This is a genomic window from Emticicia sp. 17c, from assembly GCF_037153985.1.
In the GTDB taxonomy this organism is placed as follows: domain Bacteria; phylum Bacteroidota; class Bacteroidia; order Cytophagales; family Spirosomataceae; genus Emticicia.
This window is the reverse complement of the sequence record NZ_JBBAYI010000002.1, coordinates 164,759-182,268: the sequence shown is the minus strand read 5'-3', so window position 1 is coordinate 182,268 and position 17,510 is coordinate 164,759. Positions and strand designations below refer to the sequence as shown.

The window sequence follows — 17,510 nt, the reverse complement described above, 5'->3', positions numbered from 1 at the left end:
ACGATTTAAATGCTTGATAGATAGGTGTTGAGGTCGCTGTGTTCTATTTTCTTTCGTAAGCGATATTTGTTTTTTGTTACGCTTTCGTTAGAAATACCCAACATACCAGCTACCTGATTAGTAGAAAAATTCAGGCGTATCATGCAAGCCATTTGCGTTTCGGTATCTGTCAGGTTAGGCACTTGCTGGCGTAAACGGGTAATAAATTGTGGGTGTAGCCTTTCAAATTTCAGCCTGAAATCTTTCCATTGGTCGTCGGTTAATATTCTTGCCTGATTAATTTGTTCAAGTAGATTATTGGTAGAAGCCTCGTCTTTTATTTTTAAATCTTTAAGCTCATTCTCAATCTGGCTGATAAGTTGGTTTTTCTCAGCTACGGTGTCGGCAAAAGATTCTAATTGTGTTTGTACCAGCGACAGTTCGGTTTCGGCCAGTTTGTGTTGTGCTTTTAGCAGGGCGTTTTTTTGCGAAAGGCTCTTGCGTTGCAGGTAGAAAATAACAATAATAAACCCTAGTAACAGCGTACCCCCAATAAAAAGCCATTTTTGTTGAGCAAGCCTGTTTTGCAAGTTAATGTTCTCAAGCTCTTTTTCGTTCATTCGGAGTCGGGTTTCCAGTTCGGATACCCGTTGTTTGTTTTCAATATTAGCCAGAAGGGTATCTATCTCGTAAAACTTCTGTTGATACCGGAATGCTTCTTTGTAGTTACCCTGCAACGAAGCCCATTCAGTACGGATGAAAGCTATCTGACGGTCAAAATACGGAGAGCCTACTTTGGCAGACAAAGCCTCTGCTTTTTTAAAATGCTCGTCGGCTTCTTCAAATTTTTTCTGCCTGATTAAAGCTGCGCCTAAAATAGCCTCACCTCTTAAAATCGCCCCTACATCGTCTGATTTTTGGGCCAGAGCCAGCCCAAGCATGACAGGTTGTAAAATTTTGTTATAATCGCCCTTATCGTAATAAGTGCTTGCCATGTTCAGGTAAATATCTTTCAGATTAACAGTATCTTTTGAGGTTATGGCCATTTTTAGGGCATCATCAAACACCTTTAACGATGCCTCAAACTTTTTATCATCACTCAGGCTTACCCCATAGTTCATGGTAGCCGTAGTTATATGTGCTTGGTCTTTGGTAAGAAGTATGTAGTCAAGGGCTTTTTTTGTATAATAGGTTGTTTTGGCGGGGTTATGCTGAAACTGGAAAACCTGTGCCAGTGCATTATAAATACGGGCTAGTTTTTCATAGTTTTTGTTTTTTTCAAAGACCGGAATCGCCTCAGTTGCAGCTTTGATAGCTTTTTCAGATTCTCCGCCTTCTCCGTAAAACCAAGCTAATTTGGCAAGGCTAATGGCTCTTTCCTCAGGGTTACTCTGAGTAACTACCAGTGCCTGATAGTATTTGATAGAGTCCTGTATTCCTGATTGTGAAAACAAGGAACCTGACACAAAGAAGCTAAAAAAAAGAGTTAGAAGGCAAACGATATAACGCATAAAACAAAATTAGGTATTGCTATTTTATAAGGCAAGTAGTAAAATATTGTATGAGAAAGAAAACCAGAAAAGATAGACATAACCGGAAAAAAAACGGAGAAAATAAAATCTGACCCGTCTGGATAAATGAATGCAGCTAAGTCAGATTTTATAAAGATTTTGGCAAAAAACAAATTATCTATTTCTTTACCCTGAATGTATAATGGCCACTACCTACTTTTACTAACTGATAACCTGTTTCATAACTGCTATTTTGGAGGTCTTTTCTGTGAGCAATTTCCTGATTACTTTCTGTAATTTCCTGATTTGGCTTTGCCGGAATGTATACAAGTGCAGTACTGCCAACAGGCACTTTTATTGTCATTTCAAATTGCTTTTGCTGGTTTTTCCAACTGATACCTGCTTGCCCATTAATGGTTTCTGTGAAGTAGCTGGCCGATGTCAGGTCAGCCACTGGCATAGGCTTGAATATGATTTCTTTGTAGCCCACATGTGCGTCAGAAATCTGCATACCAGCCAGATGCGTATAAAACCAGCTTATGCCACCGCCAAACATCGGGTGGTTATGCGAACCTTCGTTGTTCCATTGTTCACGGGTGGTGGTGCTGCCTAACGCTATCCAGCTACCAAAACTGGGTTGGGTAGTTTTGTTCATGGCCGCATAAGCCAGTTCATTCAGACCATTATCGGCCAATACTTCAAAGAAATAGCGCGTGCCGAAAATACCTGTGTCCAGATGCCCATTTGCTTCGGTAATATCTTTTTTCAACGCCGCTATAACTGATTGGTATTGCGATGGCTCTACACCCATTTTCAAGGCGAATATGTTAGCTCCGTATTTGCCAAAAGAACCTTGTTTTTCGTTATAGAAAGTATTTAAAAATGAATTTCGGGTTTTGTGGGCAAGTGCCTGATAAAACTCGGCATCTTGCGGTTTATTCAGAATATTGGCTACTTTGGCGGTGATGTCGGCACAAAGCCAGAAATAGAACGTATGCACCAGTTCATCGGGCGGGAGAGTGCCTACACCAGCCCATTCGCCCAGATTCCACCACTGTAAAGGTTTGTTGTCATTCCCTACTCGCTGCGAGTGCATAATGCCTTTATTGTTAACCCATGTTTGCATGTAACGGATGTAGCCCGTCATTCCTTCATAGTTTTCGGCCAGTATATCTTTGTCATGATAATGCCTGTAAAATTCCCACGGAATAATATGTATGGCAGCCCCCCATGCTACCCCACCGCCACAGCCCGGTTGCCACGGTGCGCCATTGGGAATATAGCCTGTTGCCGGAGTTTGCGCATCCAGCATATCGCGAATCCATTTTTTATAAAAGGCTTTTACTTCAAAGTTGTTCATTACAGTGTGGCAGGCTACCTGTGCATCGCCAGTATACCCCGAACGCTCCCGATGTGGGCAGTCAGAAGCAATACCGCCGTGCATATTATCGAGTTGTGAACGTTTCCAGATATGATTTATCTGATTAAAAAGCATATTAGATGTTTCAAAACTAGCCGACTCGCGCACACTCGTATTGATGGCTTCGGCCTGTATATTTTCGGCTTTTAGTTCGCCTTTCCAGTTGCTTATTTCTACTGCGCTGAATACAAACCAGTTAAAACGTGGTGCATAAGTTGCATTGGGTTTGCCGCTGAACGTATACGTGTTTTCACCGGAGTACAGGTTTGCATTGAAAGTCATTTTGATGGTATGGCCTGCCGGAGCTGATACGTTTTTCAGGCGTACCCAACCCGAAATTTCTTCGGCAAATGAAACCTTATAATTGCCATTTGGCAGTTTTTCAATTTTCAAGGGTTGGTATACTTTTGTAATTTTATCAGTTGGGGCTGTGTGTGCTACCAGCTTGCCGAAAGGAGCTTGTCTGTTAATGGCATTTTGCCATTGGGTGTCGTCGAAATCAGCTTTACACCAGTTGGGTTGTTCTTGGCGAGCATCGTATATTTCACCATCATAAACGAGGTCTGAAATAATAGCCGATTTAGCCACCTTCCAGCTTTTGTCTGACACAATCAGTTCTTCGGAGCCATCGTCATAAATAATATGCAGTTGGGCAATAAAACGAGGCGACCCATAAGAGGCCGTCCAGAACTTTGGGGCATTATAAAAGCCATTGCCCAGTATTGCCCCGATAGCATTAGCACCCTGATGTATTTGCTTAGTAAGGTCATAAGCCAGATACATAACCCGATAGTCACGGAAGTTGTCGGGTAACGAAATATAAGCGTCAGCTAGTTGTGGTCTTTTACCATAATTGGTCTGATTAGGAACCAGACAATCGTCAGAGGCTTTTTGGCCATTCACATAAAACTCAAAGTAGCCTAAGCCAGTGGTATACACTACGGCACTTTTGATTTTTTTTGAAACTCTAAAACTCTTGCGTAAAAGTGGGGCAGGAGGAGGTAATATTTCGGTGCGTTGGTCGGGGCCGCCTTTGGGTTTAGGAATAGCCTCTTCGTTTTGCCACGGCGCACCAATCCACTCAGCTTGCCAGTCTCGTGGGTTAAGTAAGCCTATATGCCATTGATTGATATTACTCCACGCCGAAGGTTTTCCGTGTTTGTCCCAAACTCTTACCTGCCAGTAACAATTCATTCTTGATTGCAGATTTCTGCCTGCATATTTTATATTGGTGTTGGCATCGTTCAGAATTTTGCCTGTATCCCATAAATCGGGTTTTTGTAATTGGGCAACGCTTGATGCCACTCGTATCTGATACGCCGTCTGTGCCTGATTCCGTTCGTTATTAGGCGATACGTTTATCCATGATAATCTGGGGTGGAGTTCATCAACAACTGAAGGGTTTTCCAGATACTCACAAGTAAGATTCTGGATATTGAGTTGCCCGAATGTTAAGCTGACACCAGCGCATAGCAAAACAACAGAAAGGATATATTTCATGATAGAAAAGGCAAAAAATACTTGCCCGATTAATATAAGGTTGAAAAGAACAGGTTCATAAAAATAGTTATTTTTCTGTTAATGGGCTTTGTTTAGGCAAGAATTGTATGTTTTAGTTTAACACAAGCCTTTATGTAGGTTTGATGCCAAACAAAAAACCTCTTAGGAAAGCCCTAAGAGGTTTTGTCGGGATGACAGGATTTGAACCTGCGACCTCACGCCCCCCAGACGTGCACACTACCAGGCTGTGCTACATCCCGAAACATTCTCGGTAAGTATTGATGAGAATGTTGCAAAAATACATGAAAATTGTTTGTCGTCCAACAACAAAACTCAATACTCTAATCTTTGTTTATCTTTCAGAAGTTCGGCTTGCAATGTGCTATAAGGTAAGGCTTGTGGCGTAACTTTATTATTAATGGCAAGTACGGCAGCCGTAGCAGCCGATTGCCCCAGAATCATGAATACTGGTTCCATACGGATAGAGCCAAAAGCAATATGAGAACTTGATACACACACAGGTACCAGTAAATTAGTACATTCGCTGGCTTTAGGCAAAATAGCCCCATAAGCTATTGAATAGGGTTTGTCAGGGTGTACGCCAATATCTCCTTCGTTTTGTACGAATCCATCGGCTTTTACATAGCGTTGAATATTATGAGAATCCAGCGAATAAGACCCCATTCCTACCGAATTAGGTACTTTAGTTTTGCCTAGTGCATCGGCTTCGGTCATCACAAATTCGCCTACCATACGCCTTGCTTCCCGAATATATAGTTGGTGTGGCCAACCTCCATTATCTTTAAATTCGTCTTTAGGTAGCCCCCATTGCTGCATTTTTTCATGCACATCGGCTGGCACGCGGGGGTCGTTCTGTAAGAAGTACATCAAGCCCTTCTGATATAACTCATGGTCTTTTATAATCTGTTTACGGCGTTCGTAACTGGCTTCGGGGTAGTCGTAGTTTTTGCCTATATAATCCGTGCTGAAAGGACCGTGGTTATTGGTATCGGTTTTTCGATTCGGAATCGGGTCATATTTATCAAAGGTTTCGCGCCAGCCCGAAGCAAATACCCTTGCCAATAACTCATAACGGTCGGGGTTGTAGCCTTCTGGTTTCGGGAATGGAATTCTGTTGTCGGGGTTACTGCTCAGGCACATCCTGAAACAATAGGCTTGTATTTTGTTATCGCCTGTGCCGTATTCGCCCGGAGGGGCGGCTGATACCTCAGATAGCAAGCCACTTTTAGGGTTGTCAGGAATCTTGTAAGGGCTTATTTTACTTTTAAAATGATGGCCGTGTTGAAAAACCTCTGTTTGTACGCCATTCCATTTTTCATTATAAACGCTGTTGGCTTCTCTGCCTACATGATAAGACACCCCCGCTGCTGCCATGAGGTCGCCTTCATAAGTAGCATCTATAAACATTTGCCCTTCGTAAGTATTTCCGCTTAATGTACGGAACGAACGAATGGTTTGCGCTTGTTTGCTGATGCCTTTTTTTGAGCGGTCGAGCCATTCATCTCTATAAATTGTTAGGTCGTATTCTTTGGCAAAGTCTTCAAATACCTGTTCGGCAGCGTGTGGTTCAAATATCCACATGGTACGGTTGTTGCCGTCAATGGCAGGAGTACCCTGCCCTTTGTTTCCGTATTCTTCGCGTTTTTGCCATTGCCAAGACGCAGGTTTCTGGTAATGTGTATACAAACGTTGATAAAACTCGCGTGACAAACCGCCTATTACTTCTTTGTTGCCAGTGTCAGTAAACCCTAAACCACCCGACGACAAACCTCCCAGATGTTTGTCGGGAGATACAATGATAACAGACTTGCCCATTTTTTTGACCTGCACAGCCGCTATAACAGCGGCAGACGTGCCTCCGTAGATAATAACATCGGCTTTACGGACTTGTGCTTTGCGGGAGGTATGGCTCGGAGAAATAATCAGAACTACAAAGAGCCATAGAAGGAGTGAGATTTTTTTCATAGAGGGGTTGAATTGATATATATTGAATAAGCAGGTAATTTATTAAATAAAAAGCTGAGTTCTTAAGAAATTCTGTATTCGTTTGGTAGAGATACCAATAAAAAAGCAGTTATACTACTCCGAACGGTATAACTGCTTAAATAGTAACATAACTAAGATTATTTAACGGCTTTCAGGCTTAAGTCGAGGCTTTTAGCTGAATGAGTAAGATACCCCAATGAAACATAATCAACTCCGCAGTCGGCGTAGTTTCTGACATTGGTTGGAGAAATGCCGCCAGAGGCTTCTATCGGGTAGCGTCCGTCAACTAGCTTAACGGCTTCCCGAATATTGTCATAACTGAAATTATCAACCATAATTCTGACAACACCACCTATATCGAGCACTTCCTGTAATTCTTTCAGATTTCTTACTTCAATTTCAATCGGAAGATTTTTTTGTGTAGTTTTCAGATAATGCTGAGCAGCCTCTAGTGCATTTTTGATACCACCCGCGTAATCAATATGGTTATCCTTGATAAGAATCATATCAAAAAGCCCGAAACGATGGTTTACACCGCCGCCAATCATTACGCCCCATTTTTCCATCATTCTGAAACCCGGCGTAGTTTTGCGTGTATCCAGTACTTGTGTTTTGGTTCCTTTTAGCAAATCTACTACTTGGCGCGTGGTGGTAGCAATGCCACTCATGCGCTGCATACAGTTTAATACCAAACGCTCGGCGGTCAGAATTGAGCGGTCGCGGCCTTCTACATAAAAAGCAACATCGCCATACTTTACAGGTTTACCATCCTTGATTAATACCTGCATTTTCAGGTCTTTGTCAACCGTTTGGAAAATCATTTTGGCTAAAGCAACACCAGCCAGAATTCCGTTATCTTTTACTAAAAGTCGGGCTTTGCCCATAGCATCGGCCGGAATCGTCGAAAGAGACGTGTGGTCTCCGTCACCTATATCTTCGGCCAAGGCACTTTTAATAAATTTTTTAATTGCTCTTTTATCTAGTTCCATATCGCACAAGCCCCGAGGGCATTTTACCTGAATTATAATGTTTATGGTTGTGATTCGCCAATAATGCGTAGCCCTTCGAGGGTTAACTCACGGTTTATCTCAACAAATTCGCCATGTAGTGTTGAAATAATAGACGAAAGCCCTCCCGTAGCTATGGCTATGCAATCGCCGCCTAGTTCTATCCTTATTTTCTGAATCATGTTTTTTACCAGCCCTTCATACCCCCACAAGATACCCGCCTGAATGGCATGCACCGTATTTTTGCCCAACACCGACTCAGGAAGCTCGAGCGGCACATCGGGTAACTGTGCTGTGTTCGAAAACAAAGCCTTTACGGCTGTGCGCAGCCCCGGAGCTATCGAAACCCCCAGTACCTTGCCGGTTTCTGAAACTACTGTAAAAGTAAGGGCGGTGCCGAAGTCTACTACCACACAATTGCGTTTGTACTTGGTAAAGGCAGCTACGGCATTGGCTACGAGGTCGCTGCCAATTTCGTTCGGGTTATCTATCGAAACCTCAATAGAAGGAAAAATATAGGCATTGACCACAATTGGCTCTATGCCAAAAATATTTTTAATTAACGATTTGAAAATAGGAGTGAGCGGCGGCACAACGCTACTTAGTACAACTTTGGTGATGTCGGCGTAGCGTAGTCTGTTTTCTAAAAAATATTGCCGAAAACGATACTCAAAAAAGACATAGTTTTCGTCTTTTAGCGATTTTATTCTGAAGTTATGAAGCAACTCAGTGCCTTCAAAAATTCCAAAAACGGCGTCGGTATTGCCGACATCTATCACTAATAAATTGCTCAAGAGTTAAATTTTAAAGTTAGAAGCTCAAAGTTTGCAAAATCTTGTCAATCTCTCAAAACTTTTTAGAAAGAATTAATCCTGATAATAATAAAGAGAAACTTACAGGCAATCAGATTGCTGATTTTGTATAGCAAGGAATATAAAGAATAGAATGAGGCTTTAGGAGACCCGCCACGGTGGATTTTTACGGTTATGCCCGGCATGATAAACAATTATCTGTGTATTATCTAGGTCTTTCAGTCGTGCTTCGCGCCATAGCCAGGGCTTATCGTTGGGGAGTTCTTCAATAATAAAATCTTTCCGAATCAGTTCGCTTATTTTGTCGTCTACGTCTGCTACTTCAAAATAGACCCAGATGCCTTCGTTATTAAGCGGTTTTTCGGCATAATGAATCGAAAAAGTTGCCTCTCCTTCAGGGCATTCAAAGCGGGCATAGTGCGTGTCTTTTACAATAAGCCGAAGTCCAAGTTGTTCATAAAATTCAATAGACTTAGCAATATTGGTTACGGGTACTGTTAACTGATTCAGATTCATATTTGACATCGATTAAAGCAATCAATCAGAGGTTACGCCTTTTTAAAAACACAAAGCCGTTTTTTTCTTCGATAAATTCCAGATTCGGATGATTCCGGTACTCGTCATAACGGTCAATACGGGTTACAAAAAAAACGGGTTTATCTACTTTCCCATTCAGCAACCATTGCCCGAACTCATCCTGCGTCATGTTTGAAGTAGAGGCGGGCGCGCTGTTGGGTTTTTTCTGAAAATAAAACAAATGAGCATAGCTTTTAAAGCCCAATACACCAACGTAGACATCCTGCCCACTTTTTGACTGGTAAAAATCAATGGCTGCGCCTTGCGTATAACGTTCAATTTTAGGAACTACCACTGCTCCAAAAGAAAACAGACAAAGGGCCGTAGATAGGGTTAAACCTGTAATAAAAAGCCATTTTTTTTGTGTTGATTCGCTTCTGGCTAAGGTAAAAACGAGTATTAGCAGCACCAGCAAATAAGTAATACCTATGAGTATTTCAAAACCATTCCAGTTTACTTTAGCACTCAGGTTTTTTACGGCGAAAGGGTCTTTAATGAGCGGAATAAGTGTATCGGCGTGCATACCTACATAAGGCACGGCAATGAGTATAATCGATAAAGCAATACCGATGCTTAACAGCCCAATGCTCAGCCATTTGTTCCATTTTCTTTTCTGGGTTAGCCAATCATACAGAAAACTTGCTGCCAGAAAAGAAACAGGAAAATAAGCCATTGATGAATAATGGACAATTTTTGTGGTAACAATACTGAACAAAATCATAACTACCCAGAAGGTAACTTTCATCCAGTTGCCGAATTTATCCTGTTTGGCAATCAAAGCCGGAATTGCGAATACCGACATCGGAAAACACCCCAGAAGCACTACCACAAAATGATAGTAGAACGGTTGCCCATGGCCTGCATCTGGTGTGCTGAATAACCTGACCTGATATTGAAGAAATTCTTTAAAAAACCAGAAGCCATTATGTATCAATTCGTTAGCAAACCATAGCGAGGCAATTGCTATGCAGGCAACAGAAAAAATAAATAATTGTTTAAATGTGAAAATTTTGGTAAATTTGTTATAGAATATCCAGTATGATACAACTGCTAAGCCCCATATAAGCCCACCTACCGGGCCTTTAGTAAGGATTGACAGGCCGATAAATATACCGGATACAAGCATATATCTGGCTTGTGTTTGCGCCTTAAAGGTAAAATATATTCCCAGAAAAATAAATAAATTGAAAGTTGGGTCTATAATACCCGACTTAAAATAAAGATGCGGAGTAAACGCGCCTAAATAAATTAAAGCCCAGATTAACCCAAAGTTTGCATTTTTAATACTTTTGCCTATATAATATAAAACCCAAAGAGTAAGACATCCAACAAGGGCATTTGAGAACCGTGCAGAAAACTCATTAATGCCGAATATTTGCATTGCCCCTGCCTGCATCCAGAAGAAAAGCGGAGGTTTTTCCCAAAAAGGTTTATAATCAATCTGTACTTTGCTGTAATTCCCCGTTAGAATCATTTCTCTGGCTGACTCGGCGAAATTAATTTCGTCCCAGTCAAATAAATGTACGTTTCCTAAAAAGGGAAAAAAGAAAATAATTCCCAATGCTATAATAAGAAACGGGTAATATTTCTGATGAATTTGGATACTCATTCAAAGAGGTTAAATTTTTCCCAAATGTAGGAATAAAAAGACCTCAGTGCCATAACCACACACAAATAAATGGTAAGGAACTATAAAGAGCCAGAGGAAATCGAATTTATTTTAATCGTAAAATCAAAACTGCTATATGAATTTGTCAAGGGAAACAGAAAAAAATTTACAAAAACTAAAAGAAACAATTAATAAGTATTATCCTGAACCAATTGATATAAACTATGAAAAATACCTGAGCCAAACAGGCGTTTTCAATTTATTTAATCAAAATCAGGGGTGTTTAACAATAATTTTCGATATTAAACATTTTAAAATAGTAAATATTAGTAAAAATATTATTAACTTTACGGGGCATAACAAAAAAGAGTTTGGAGAAAACTTTATTTCGTTAATAGCTCCTGAGCATATTTCATTTATTAATGTTTTTGCTGCATGGATAATAACCACCTTAAGAAACCTTTCGAAGCCGTATATGGCAGAATATTTTCTTAATTGTTGGGGAATAAATGTACTCCATAAGTCGGGGGAAGTTATGAAATGGTACTTAAGTGCTTTTCCTCTCGAACTCGACGGAACCGGAAAGCCTTTATTAGTGTTTGTATCAGTACAAGATATTACTCATCTGATGAAAGGCGACGATTACTGGATAAGAGGGGTATTCGGAAAAGAAGAAAAGAAGATTTTTGTTTATCATTCTAATGAAAACAAAAGTAGTGAGCAAGAGATTGTATCAGAACGCGAACAAGAAGTTTTGAAATATATAATACAAGGCCTGAATACGAAGCAAATTGCCAGTATTTTACACATCAGCCATAACACAGTAGATAATCATCGCCGCAATATGCTGGCCAGAACAGGCACCCGCGATACCACAGCTTTGATTCATTTATGTAAAATGATGGGCATTATTTAAAAATATTTCAAATTTTAAGATATTTTATATTTTAGTAAGTGATTGATAATAAGCGATTTGTAATTTTAAAATTCTAGAGTAGTCAAACTGACTATTGTTATATTTCTAAATTATTAAGAAATCGCACACTTAACTAAAAAACTCACTTTTTTAGTCACAGCAAAAGTTGTTTTGGGTTCATCGGGGGACAGATTTTGCCCCCTTTGCCTTTTTATAGGGGTCTCAACAAAAAAACGCAAGCCCTAAGGCTCGCGTTAGTTTATTAAAATCTCTATTTTCTTCTCAGTAGTATCAGTACAATTCAGGAAAATCAGTAGGGCGCACTTCGCGCATAATTTCATAAGCAGCTTCAAAAATAGTTTCCGCATTCGGTTTTGAAAAATAATCGCCATCAGAAGCATAAGCAGGGCGATGAGCCTGAGCCGAAACAGCTTTAGGGGCAGAATCAAGCCAACGGTAAGCCTGTTGTTCGTCAAGTACCTGTTGCATCATAAACGCCGAAGCACCCCCCGGAACATCTTCATCGGCAAAAATCACCCGATTGGTCTTTTTAATCGATTCTACAATTCTGTGATGAATATCGAACGGCAATAACGATTGTACGTCTATCACTTCAACATGAATTCCCACTTGTTCTAGCTGATTAGCGGCTTCCATCACAATACGACACATAGAACCGTACGTAACAATGGTAAGGTCGGTTCCGGTTTTCAGCACTTCGGGTACGCCGAGCGGCACACAAACATCAAGCAGGTTTGCAGGTAGTTTTTCTTTGATTCGGTATCCGTTCAGGCATTCAATAATCAGAGCGGGGTCATCACCTTTTAAAATGGTGTTGTAAAAACCAGCAGCCTGTACAAAATTACGTGGCACCAGTACATGTATACCGCGCATACAACCTAACATTGCCGACATAGGAGAACCCGAATGCCAGATTCCTTCTAGTCGGTGGCCACGTGTGCGTATAATCAAAGGAGCTAGCTGCCCTCCGGCTGTTCTGTATCTGAGCGAGGCTAAATCGTCAGTAAGCGTTGCAAGTGCATAATAAATATAATCGAAATACTGTATTTCTACAATCGGGCGCAAACCACGCATAGCTGCCCCAATACCTTGCCCGATAATGGTAGTTTCACGAATACCCGTATCAGTAACTCTTAATTCGCCGTATTTATCCTGTAAGCCTGCAAAGCCCTGATTTACGTCGCCAATTTTACCAACATCTTCGCCAATGGCAAACACACGAGGTTCATGTGCCAGCAATTGGTCAAAATAGGTATTAATAATCTCTCGGCCGTCTACACTGGTGCTGCGCTCGTCATATTCAGGAGCAACGCCTTTTACGTGCATCGGAGAGGTAGGGTATTCGCTTAAAAGATGCGTATTAAAACGCTCTTTGTTTTCGATAGTAACTTTCTCAAGCCAAGTAATAATGGCTTTTTTTGCCTGATGCTCTTCAAAACGCATGGCAACCAATGCTTTTTTAACCGTACTGATAATTTCTCTGCGAACCGGATTTTCGGTGTGTTCCAGTTCTTCTGTGAGTTTTGTCAGTTCTGTGGTTTGTTTACTTTCAGCAACAGCTTTTTTCAGTAACTGCATGGCCGACTCAATATCAGGCTTTATTGAATCCCGATAAGCAGACCACGCGGCATTGCGCGATTTCTTGGCTGTTTCTTTGGCTTTGTTTTCAATTTCCTTTAGTTCTTCCTCGTTCGCGTAGTCGTTCGATAAAATCCATTCTCTGAAATGAAGGTTACAGTCAAATTCACGCTCAAAGGTGAGTCGCTCTCTTGATTTATAACGCTCATGTGAGCCTGAAGTAGAATGCCCTAGTTGTTGTGTTACTTCTATTACATGAACCAGAACAGGAATATGGTGGTCGCGGGCATAAAGAGCAGCCCGCTGATACGCCTCAATCAGTTCGGGGTAATTCCAAGCTCTGGCTACAATAATTTCTATACCATTGGTATCGTCTTTTTTCTGAAATCCGGCCAGTGCCTCCGAAATACTCGATTTGGTAGTCTGGTATTCAATCGGCACCGAAATGCCATAACCATCGTCCCACACCGAGAAGATAACAGGTATTTGTAAAACGCCAGCGGCGTTAATTGACTCAAAAAACATTCCCTGCGACGTAGAAGCATCGCCGATTGTGGCGAAACAAACTTCATTGCCGTTAACAGAAAAATTGCTAAGAAATGCTAAGTCGGGGTTTTGTCTGTATAATTTGGAGGCATACGCTAAGCCAATCGAGCGGGGCATTTGGCCTGCGGTTGAAGAAACATCGCTGACAGTATTGTAAAGTTCGGTCTGGTTGAGCCATTCTCCTTTATCGTTTATCCAGCGGTTTCCGTAGTGGGCATTCATCGACCTACCCGCCGAAAACGGGTCGTGTGCAATATCGGGGTGGGCATAAAGCTGTGCAAAGAATTGTTGCCATGTAAGCCCGCCAACCGCTGCCAGAAACGTCTGGTCACGGTAATACCCTGACCTAAAATCACCTTTCCTAAAAACCTTCGACATGGCTATCTGAGCCAGTTCTTTACCGTCGCCAAATACTCCGAAATTAGCCCTGCCCATAAAAACATCTTTACGGCCTGTTATACTAACTTCCCGGCTTTCACAAGCAATTCGGTAGTCGTTTAAAACTTCGTCTTTTGTTAAAAAAACATCTGTTGAGGTAATTAGGTCTGATGTTCCAGTCATGCTCTCTATTTTGAATGGTTAATATAGCAAGGCGCATCCATGCAAAAACAATAAATATACCTTACTCAACTTCCAAAAAAATGAAAATTAGTTGTCATACTAACTAATTGTGTTGTAAAGTTAAGGGAAAATATTTCATTTTTCAAAAAATGCCCCCACTAAAGCGTTTTTGTTAATGACTTGTTAAAAATTTGTTATATATATGGTATTTAGTATTTATTTGCGTTAGAAATAAGCTTTACTAATAAAACGGAATTTATTTTTAACTTTAAATCGTTTAAATCTAATGAAAAAATTATTTTCAACAATTGCGGTGGTTTTTGCATTTGTAGCCTCAGTTCAAGCACAAGGAGTTTTAAAATTCAACAAAGAAGTACACGACTTCGGTAAAGTAAGCGAAGGCCCATTGGCTACTTATAGCTTTGAAGTAACAAACACAGGAACAGCTCCGGTTGTTATTTCAAATGCAGCGGCTTCATGCGGTTGTACTACTCCTGAGTGGTCAAAAGACCCAATCATGCCGGGTGCTAAAAGTACTATCAAAGTAGGGTATAATACTTCAGGCCGCCCTGGTTCGTTTACAAAAACTATTACAGTGTCAAGCAACGCCGAAAACGCAACAATAGTTTTAACAATTAAAGGTGAAGTAGTTGCCCCATCAGCAGCACCTGCCGCGGCTCCGGCTTCAGCACCAAACGGAAAGAAAAAAGTATAATTTTCGATATTATATATTTTCAGAATCGGCCACTTGCTCATGAGCAGGTGGCCGATTTGTTTTTATACCCTGTGGGTTTATGCGATAAACAAATTTTTACTTTTCGTTTCTCAGGGCTTGCCTAAGTAAAAAAAAATATCGAATATCGAATAAAATTCGATTGCCCTTAATATCTAAATCTTAGATTATGAATTTTCTTTGTATCTGTACCTACTTCAAAGGAGCCGAGTTTCTGAAATCTTGTAAAGCCGAAGGGAACAACGTTTATTTGTTGACTAATAAAAAACTGGAACATAAGCCCTGGCCGAGAGAATCGATAGATGAAATATTCTACCTCGAAAATATCGACAATACTTTTGAAACCTATCATACTATTCTGCAAGGATTGGCACACCTGATGCGTAGTAAAAAAATAGACCGGATTGTAGCTCTTGATGATTTTGACGTAGAAAAAGGGGCATTAGTACGTGAACATTTCAGGATACCCGGTATGGGGCAAACCACGGCCCGATATTTCCGCGACAAACTGGCTATGCGTATTCAGGCAAAAAATTCGGGTATTAATGTGCCTGCTTTCAGCCCACTTTTTCATGATGTAGACATTACCGAATACCTGCAAGCAACAGCGGCTCCGTGGGTAATTAAGCCCCGTTCAGAAGCCTCAGCCGCTGGTATCAAAAAAGTACATAATTTTCAGGAAGCATGGGATACCATTCATAGCCTCGGCGAAGAAAGACATAATTTTTTAATTGAGCAATTCAAGCCCGGCGATGTGTATCACGTTGACGCGCTAACAGTAGAAGGCAAAGTGATTTTTGCCAGATGTAGCCAGTACCTGAACACCCCATTTGAGGTTGCACATGGGGGCGGCATTTTCCGTTCGGTGACGGTTGAGCATGGCTCTAAAGACGAGAAAGCCCTCAGGAAAATGAACGAGCAGGTAATGAAAGCCTTTGGCATGAAGTTCAGTGCTTCGCACACGGAGGTTATTAAATGCCACGAAGATGGGAAATTCTATTTTCTGGAAACAGCCTCAAGGGTAGGAGGGGCTAATCTGGCCGAAATGGTCGAGTTTTCGTCAGGTATTAATTTATGGCGTGAATGGGCAAAAATAGAAACAGCCGTAGCCACAGGCGGAAGCTATGAGCTGCCACCTGTGGATGATTATTACTCAGGAATTGTAATATCGCTTTCGGCGCATCAATGGCCCGACTACACCCCGTTTAATGACCCTGAAATAGTGTGGAAAATGGATGATGAATACCACGTAGGGTTAATTGTGCGCGCCAAAAGCCGCGAAAGAGTATTGGAATTAATGGAAAAATATGCCATAATGATTCGCGATTTAGGCTATCATGCCTCTGCGCCTGCACCTGATAAACCCGTACATTAAACTATGACTACACAAGAAATTCTTGATTACGTAAATTCACACCCATCTGGAAAAGTGAAACTGGCTGTTGCCGATATTGATGGTATTTTAAGAGGTAAATATATTAGCAAACAAAAGTTTCTTTCTGTAATTGAGGGAGATTTAGGCTTTTGTGATGTGGTTATGGGCTGGGACATGGCCGATGTTTGTTATGATAATACCGACTTTACCGGATGGCATTCGGGTTACCCTGATGCAAAAGTTAAACTCGATTTATCGACCTTCCGTAAAATTCCGTGGGAAAACAATATTCCGTTCTTTCTGGGCGAATTTATTGAAGAAGCTGCCGAAATATGCCCAAGAAATGTATTAAAACGTGTAATACAGCAAACCGAACAGGCAGGGTTTAAACCTTTTTTCTCGCAGGAGTTTGAATGGTTCAATTTTGAAGAAACCCCCGTTTCGGCCAATGCCAAAGGTTTTCAGAATCTTACTCCAATGACTCCGGGTATGTTTGGTTACTCGATTCTGAGAAGTACATTGAAAAACGACTACATGACGGCTTTGTTTGAGCATCTGTCTGAATTTGATGTGCCGCTCGAAGGGCTGCATACCGAAACAGGCCCCGGTGTTTATGAAGCGGCCATTACCTACTCTGATGTACTAACAGCCGCCGACAGGGCTTTGCTCTTCAAAACTTCGGTGAAGGAAATAGCCTATCAGCAGGGTATTATGGCCACATTCATGGCAAAAATCAATGAAAACCTGCCCGGTTGTAGCGGACACGTACACCAGAGCCTTTGGGATACCGACGCTAAAACAAACCTTTTTTATGACCAGAATGCCCCTAACCACATAAGCGAACTCATGCAGAGTTATATGGCAGGGCAGTTACATTGTTTGCCCCATATTTTGCCAATGGTAGCGCCTACCATTAACAGCTACAAGCGGCTGGTAGAAGGCGCATGGGCACCTACAACCCTTACATGGGCTGTTGATAACCGCACGGTAGCTTTGCGTGCATTACCTATCAGTAAGAAATCCTGCCGGATTGAAACCCGTGTAGTAGGCTCAGACACCAATCCGTATCTGGCTTTGGCTGCTTGTCTGGCTGCGGGGTTGTATGGAATCCGTAATAACTTAAAGCTAAACCAGCCAGCCACCATAGGTAATGGTTATAAAGATGTAAGCAATGGCGTACTACCTAAAAACCTTGATGAAGCCACAAATACCATGAGAAACTCGGCAATTGCCAAGGAGTTGTTTGGTGAAAAATTTGTTACGCATTTTACCCAAACCCGCGACTGGGAATGGCGGCAATATGCCAAAGTGGTAACAGACTGGGAACTAAAAAGGTATTTCGAGATTGTTTAATTAGCT

The 17,510-nt window shown here is 41.3% G+C and carries 12 protein-coding genes and 1 tRNA gene; 4 read left to right on the top strand and 9 right to left on the bottom strand.

Translation table 11 applies throughout. The features are described 5' to 3' along the window. Nucleotides 1–5 precede the first annotated feature (5 nt). The 8 genes from WAA15_RS05295 to WAA15_RS05260 form a co-directional block, all read right to left on the bottom strand. Nucleotides 6–1,490 (bottom strand): tetratricopeptide repeat protein, encoded by a 1,485-nt coding sequence (locus WAA15_RS05295; protein ID WP_337041516.1) that lies wholly within the window; start codon nucleotides 1,488–1,490, stop codon nucleotides 6–8. Nucleotides 1,491–1,668: 178 nt separating this feature from the next. Continuing rightward, complete coding sequence (locus WAA15_RS05290) at nucleotides 1,669–4,410, bottom strand: family 78 glycoside hydrolase catalytic domain (RefSeq protein WP_337041514.1); 2,742 nt, start codon at nucleotides 4,408–4,410, stop codon at nucleotides 1,669–1,671. A gap of 186 nt (nucleotides 4,411–4,596) precedes the next feature. Further along, nucleotides 4,597–4,670, bottom strand: a tRNA-Pro gene (locus tag WAA15_RS05285). 73 nt (nucleotides 4,671–4,743) lie between these two features. Beyond that, nucleotides 4,744–6,396 (bottom strand): FAD-dependent oxidoreductase, encoded by a 1,653-nt coding sequence (locus tag WAA15_RS05280; RefSeq protein WP_337041513.1) that lies wholly within the window; start codon nucleotides 6,394–6,396, stop codon nucleotides 4,744–4,746. Between the two features lie 158 nt (nucleotides 6,397–6,554). Then, entirely contained in the window at nucleotides 6,555–7,406 is an 852-nt protein-coding gene (nadC, locus tag WAA15_RS05275; protein ID WP_337041512.1) for a carboxylating nicotinate-nucleotide diphosphorylase, read from the bottom strand. Between the two features lie 41 nt (nucleotides 7,407–7,447). Continuing rightward, nucleotides 7,448–8,218, bottom strand: a complete 771-nt coding sequence (locus tag WAA15_RS05270; protein ID WP_337041510.1) for a type III pantothenate kinase — start codon at nucleotides 8,216–8,218, stop codon at nucleotides 7,448–7,450. Nucleotides 8,219–8,377: 159 nt separating this feature from the next. After that, a complete protein-coding gene (locus tag WAA15_RS05265; protein ID WP_337041508.1) occupies nucleotides 8,378–8,752 on the bottom strand; it encodes a VOC family protein in 375 nt (124 codons plus the stop codon). 25 nt (nucleotides 8,753–8,777) lie between these two features. Beyond that, entirely contained in the window at nucleotides 8,778–10,421 is a 1,644-nt protein-coding gene (locus WAA15_RS05260) for an ArnT family glycosyltransferase (RefSeq protein WP_337041507.1), read from the bottom strand. Nucleotides 10,422–10,557: 136 nt separating this feature from the next. Between WAA15_RS05260 and WAA15_RS05255 the strand changes: the two genes are divergently transcribed. Further along, complete coding sequence (locus tag WAA15_RS05255; protein ID WP_337041505.1) at nucleotides 10,558–11,337, top strand: response regulator transcription factor; 780 nt, start codon at nucleotides 10,558–10,560, stop codon at nucleotides 11,335–11,337. Nucleotides 11,338–11,628: 291 nt separating this feature from the next. Here WAA15_RS05255 and WAA15_RS05250 read toward each other — a convergent pair whose 3' ends face one another. Then, nucleotides 11,629–14,043, bottom strand: coding sequence for an alpha-ketoacid dehydrogenase subunit alpha/beta (locus WAA15_RS05250; protein WP_337041504.1), 2,415 nt, complete (start codon nucleotides 14,041–14,043; stop codon nucleotides 11,629–11,631). A gap of 286 nt (nucleotides 14,044–14,329) precedes the next feature. On the opposite strand from WAA15_RS05250, the gene WAA15_RS05245 reads away from it, so the two are divergent. From WAA15_RS05245 to WAA15_RS05235, 3 genes are all read left to right on the top strand, one after another. Next, complete coding sequence (locus WAA15_RS05245; RefSeq protein ID WP_337041503.1) at nucleotides 14,330–14,758, top strand: DUF1573 domain-containing protein; 429 nt, start codon at nucleotides 14,330–14,332, stop codon at nucleotides 14,756–14,758. A 187-nt stretch (nucleotides 14,759–14,945) separates the two neighbouring features. Then, a complete protein-coding gene (locus WAA15_RS05240) occupies nucleotides 14,946–16,151 on the top strand; it encodes an ATP-grasp domain-containing protein (protein ID WP_337041502.1) in 1,206 nt (401 codons plus the stop codon). 3 nt (nucleotides 16,152–16,154) lie between these two features. Then, on the top strand, nucleotides 16,155–17,504 hold the full coding sequence (locus tag WAA15_RS05235; RefSeq protein WP_337041501.1) for a glutamine synthetase family protein: 1,350 nt from the start codon (nucleotides 16,155–16,157) through the stop codon (nucleotides 17,502–17,504). Nucleotides 17,505–17,510: the final 6 nt, after the last annotated feature.

Excerpts from the sequence above, each read along its gene's own strand:
- WAA15_RS05295 (WP_337041516.1), bottom strand. The coding sequence starts at position 1,490 with ATGCGTTATATCGTTTGCCTTCTAACTCTTTTTTTTAGCTTCTTTGTG.
- WAA15_RS05255 (WP_337041505.1), top strand. The coding sequence starts at position 10,558 with ATGAATTTGTCAAGGGAAACAGAAAAAAATTTACAAAAACTAAAAGAA.
- nadC (WP_337041512.1), bottom strand. The coding sequence starts at position 7,406 with ATGGAACTAGATAAAAGAGCAATTAAAAAATTTATTAAAAGTGCCTTG.
- WAA15_RS05260 (WP_337041507.1), bottom strand. The coding sequence starts at position 10,421 with ATGAGTATCCAAATTCATCAGAAATATTACCCGTTTCTTATTATAGCA.
- WAA15_RS05265 (WP_337041508.1), bottom strand. The coding sequence starts at position 8,752 with ATGAATCTGAATCAGTTAACAGTACCCGTAACCAATATTGCTAAGTCT.
- WAA15_RS05290 (WP_337041514.1), bottom strand. The coding sequence starts at position 4,410 with ATGAAATATATCCTTTCTGTTGTTTTGCTATGCGCTGGTGTCAGCTTA.
- WAA15_RS05235 (WP_337041501.1), top strand. The coding sequence starts at position 16,155 with ATGACTACACAAGAAATTCTTGATTACGTAAATTCACACCCATCTGGA.
- WAA15_RS05280 (WP_337041513.1), bottom strand. The coding sequence starts at position 6,396 with ATGAAAAAAATCTCACTCCTTCTATGGCTCTTTGTAGTTCTGATTATT.
- WAA15_RS05250 (WP_337041504.1), bottom strand. The coding sequence starts at position 14,043 with ATGACTGGAACATCAGACCTAATTACCTCAACAGATGTTTTTTTAACA.
- WAA15_RS05245 (WP_337041503.1), top strand. The coding sequence starts at position 14,330 with ATGAAAAAATTATTTTCAACAATTGCGGTGGTTTTTGCATTTGTAGCC.
- WAA15_RS05240 (WP_337041502.1), top strand. The coding sequence starts at position 14,946 with ATGAATTTTCTTTGTATCTGTACCTACTTCAAAGGAGCCGAGTTTCTG.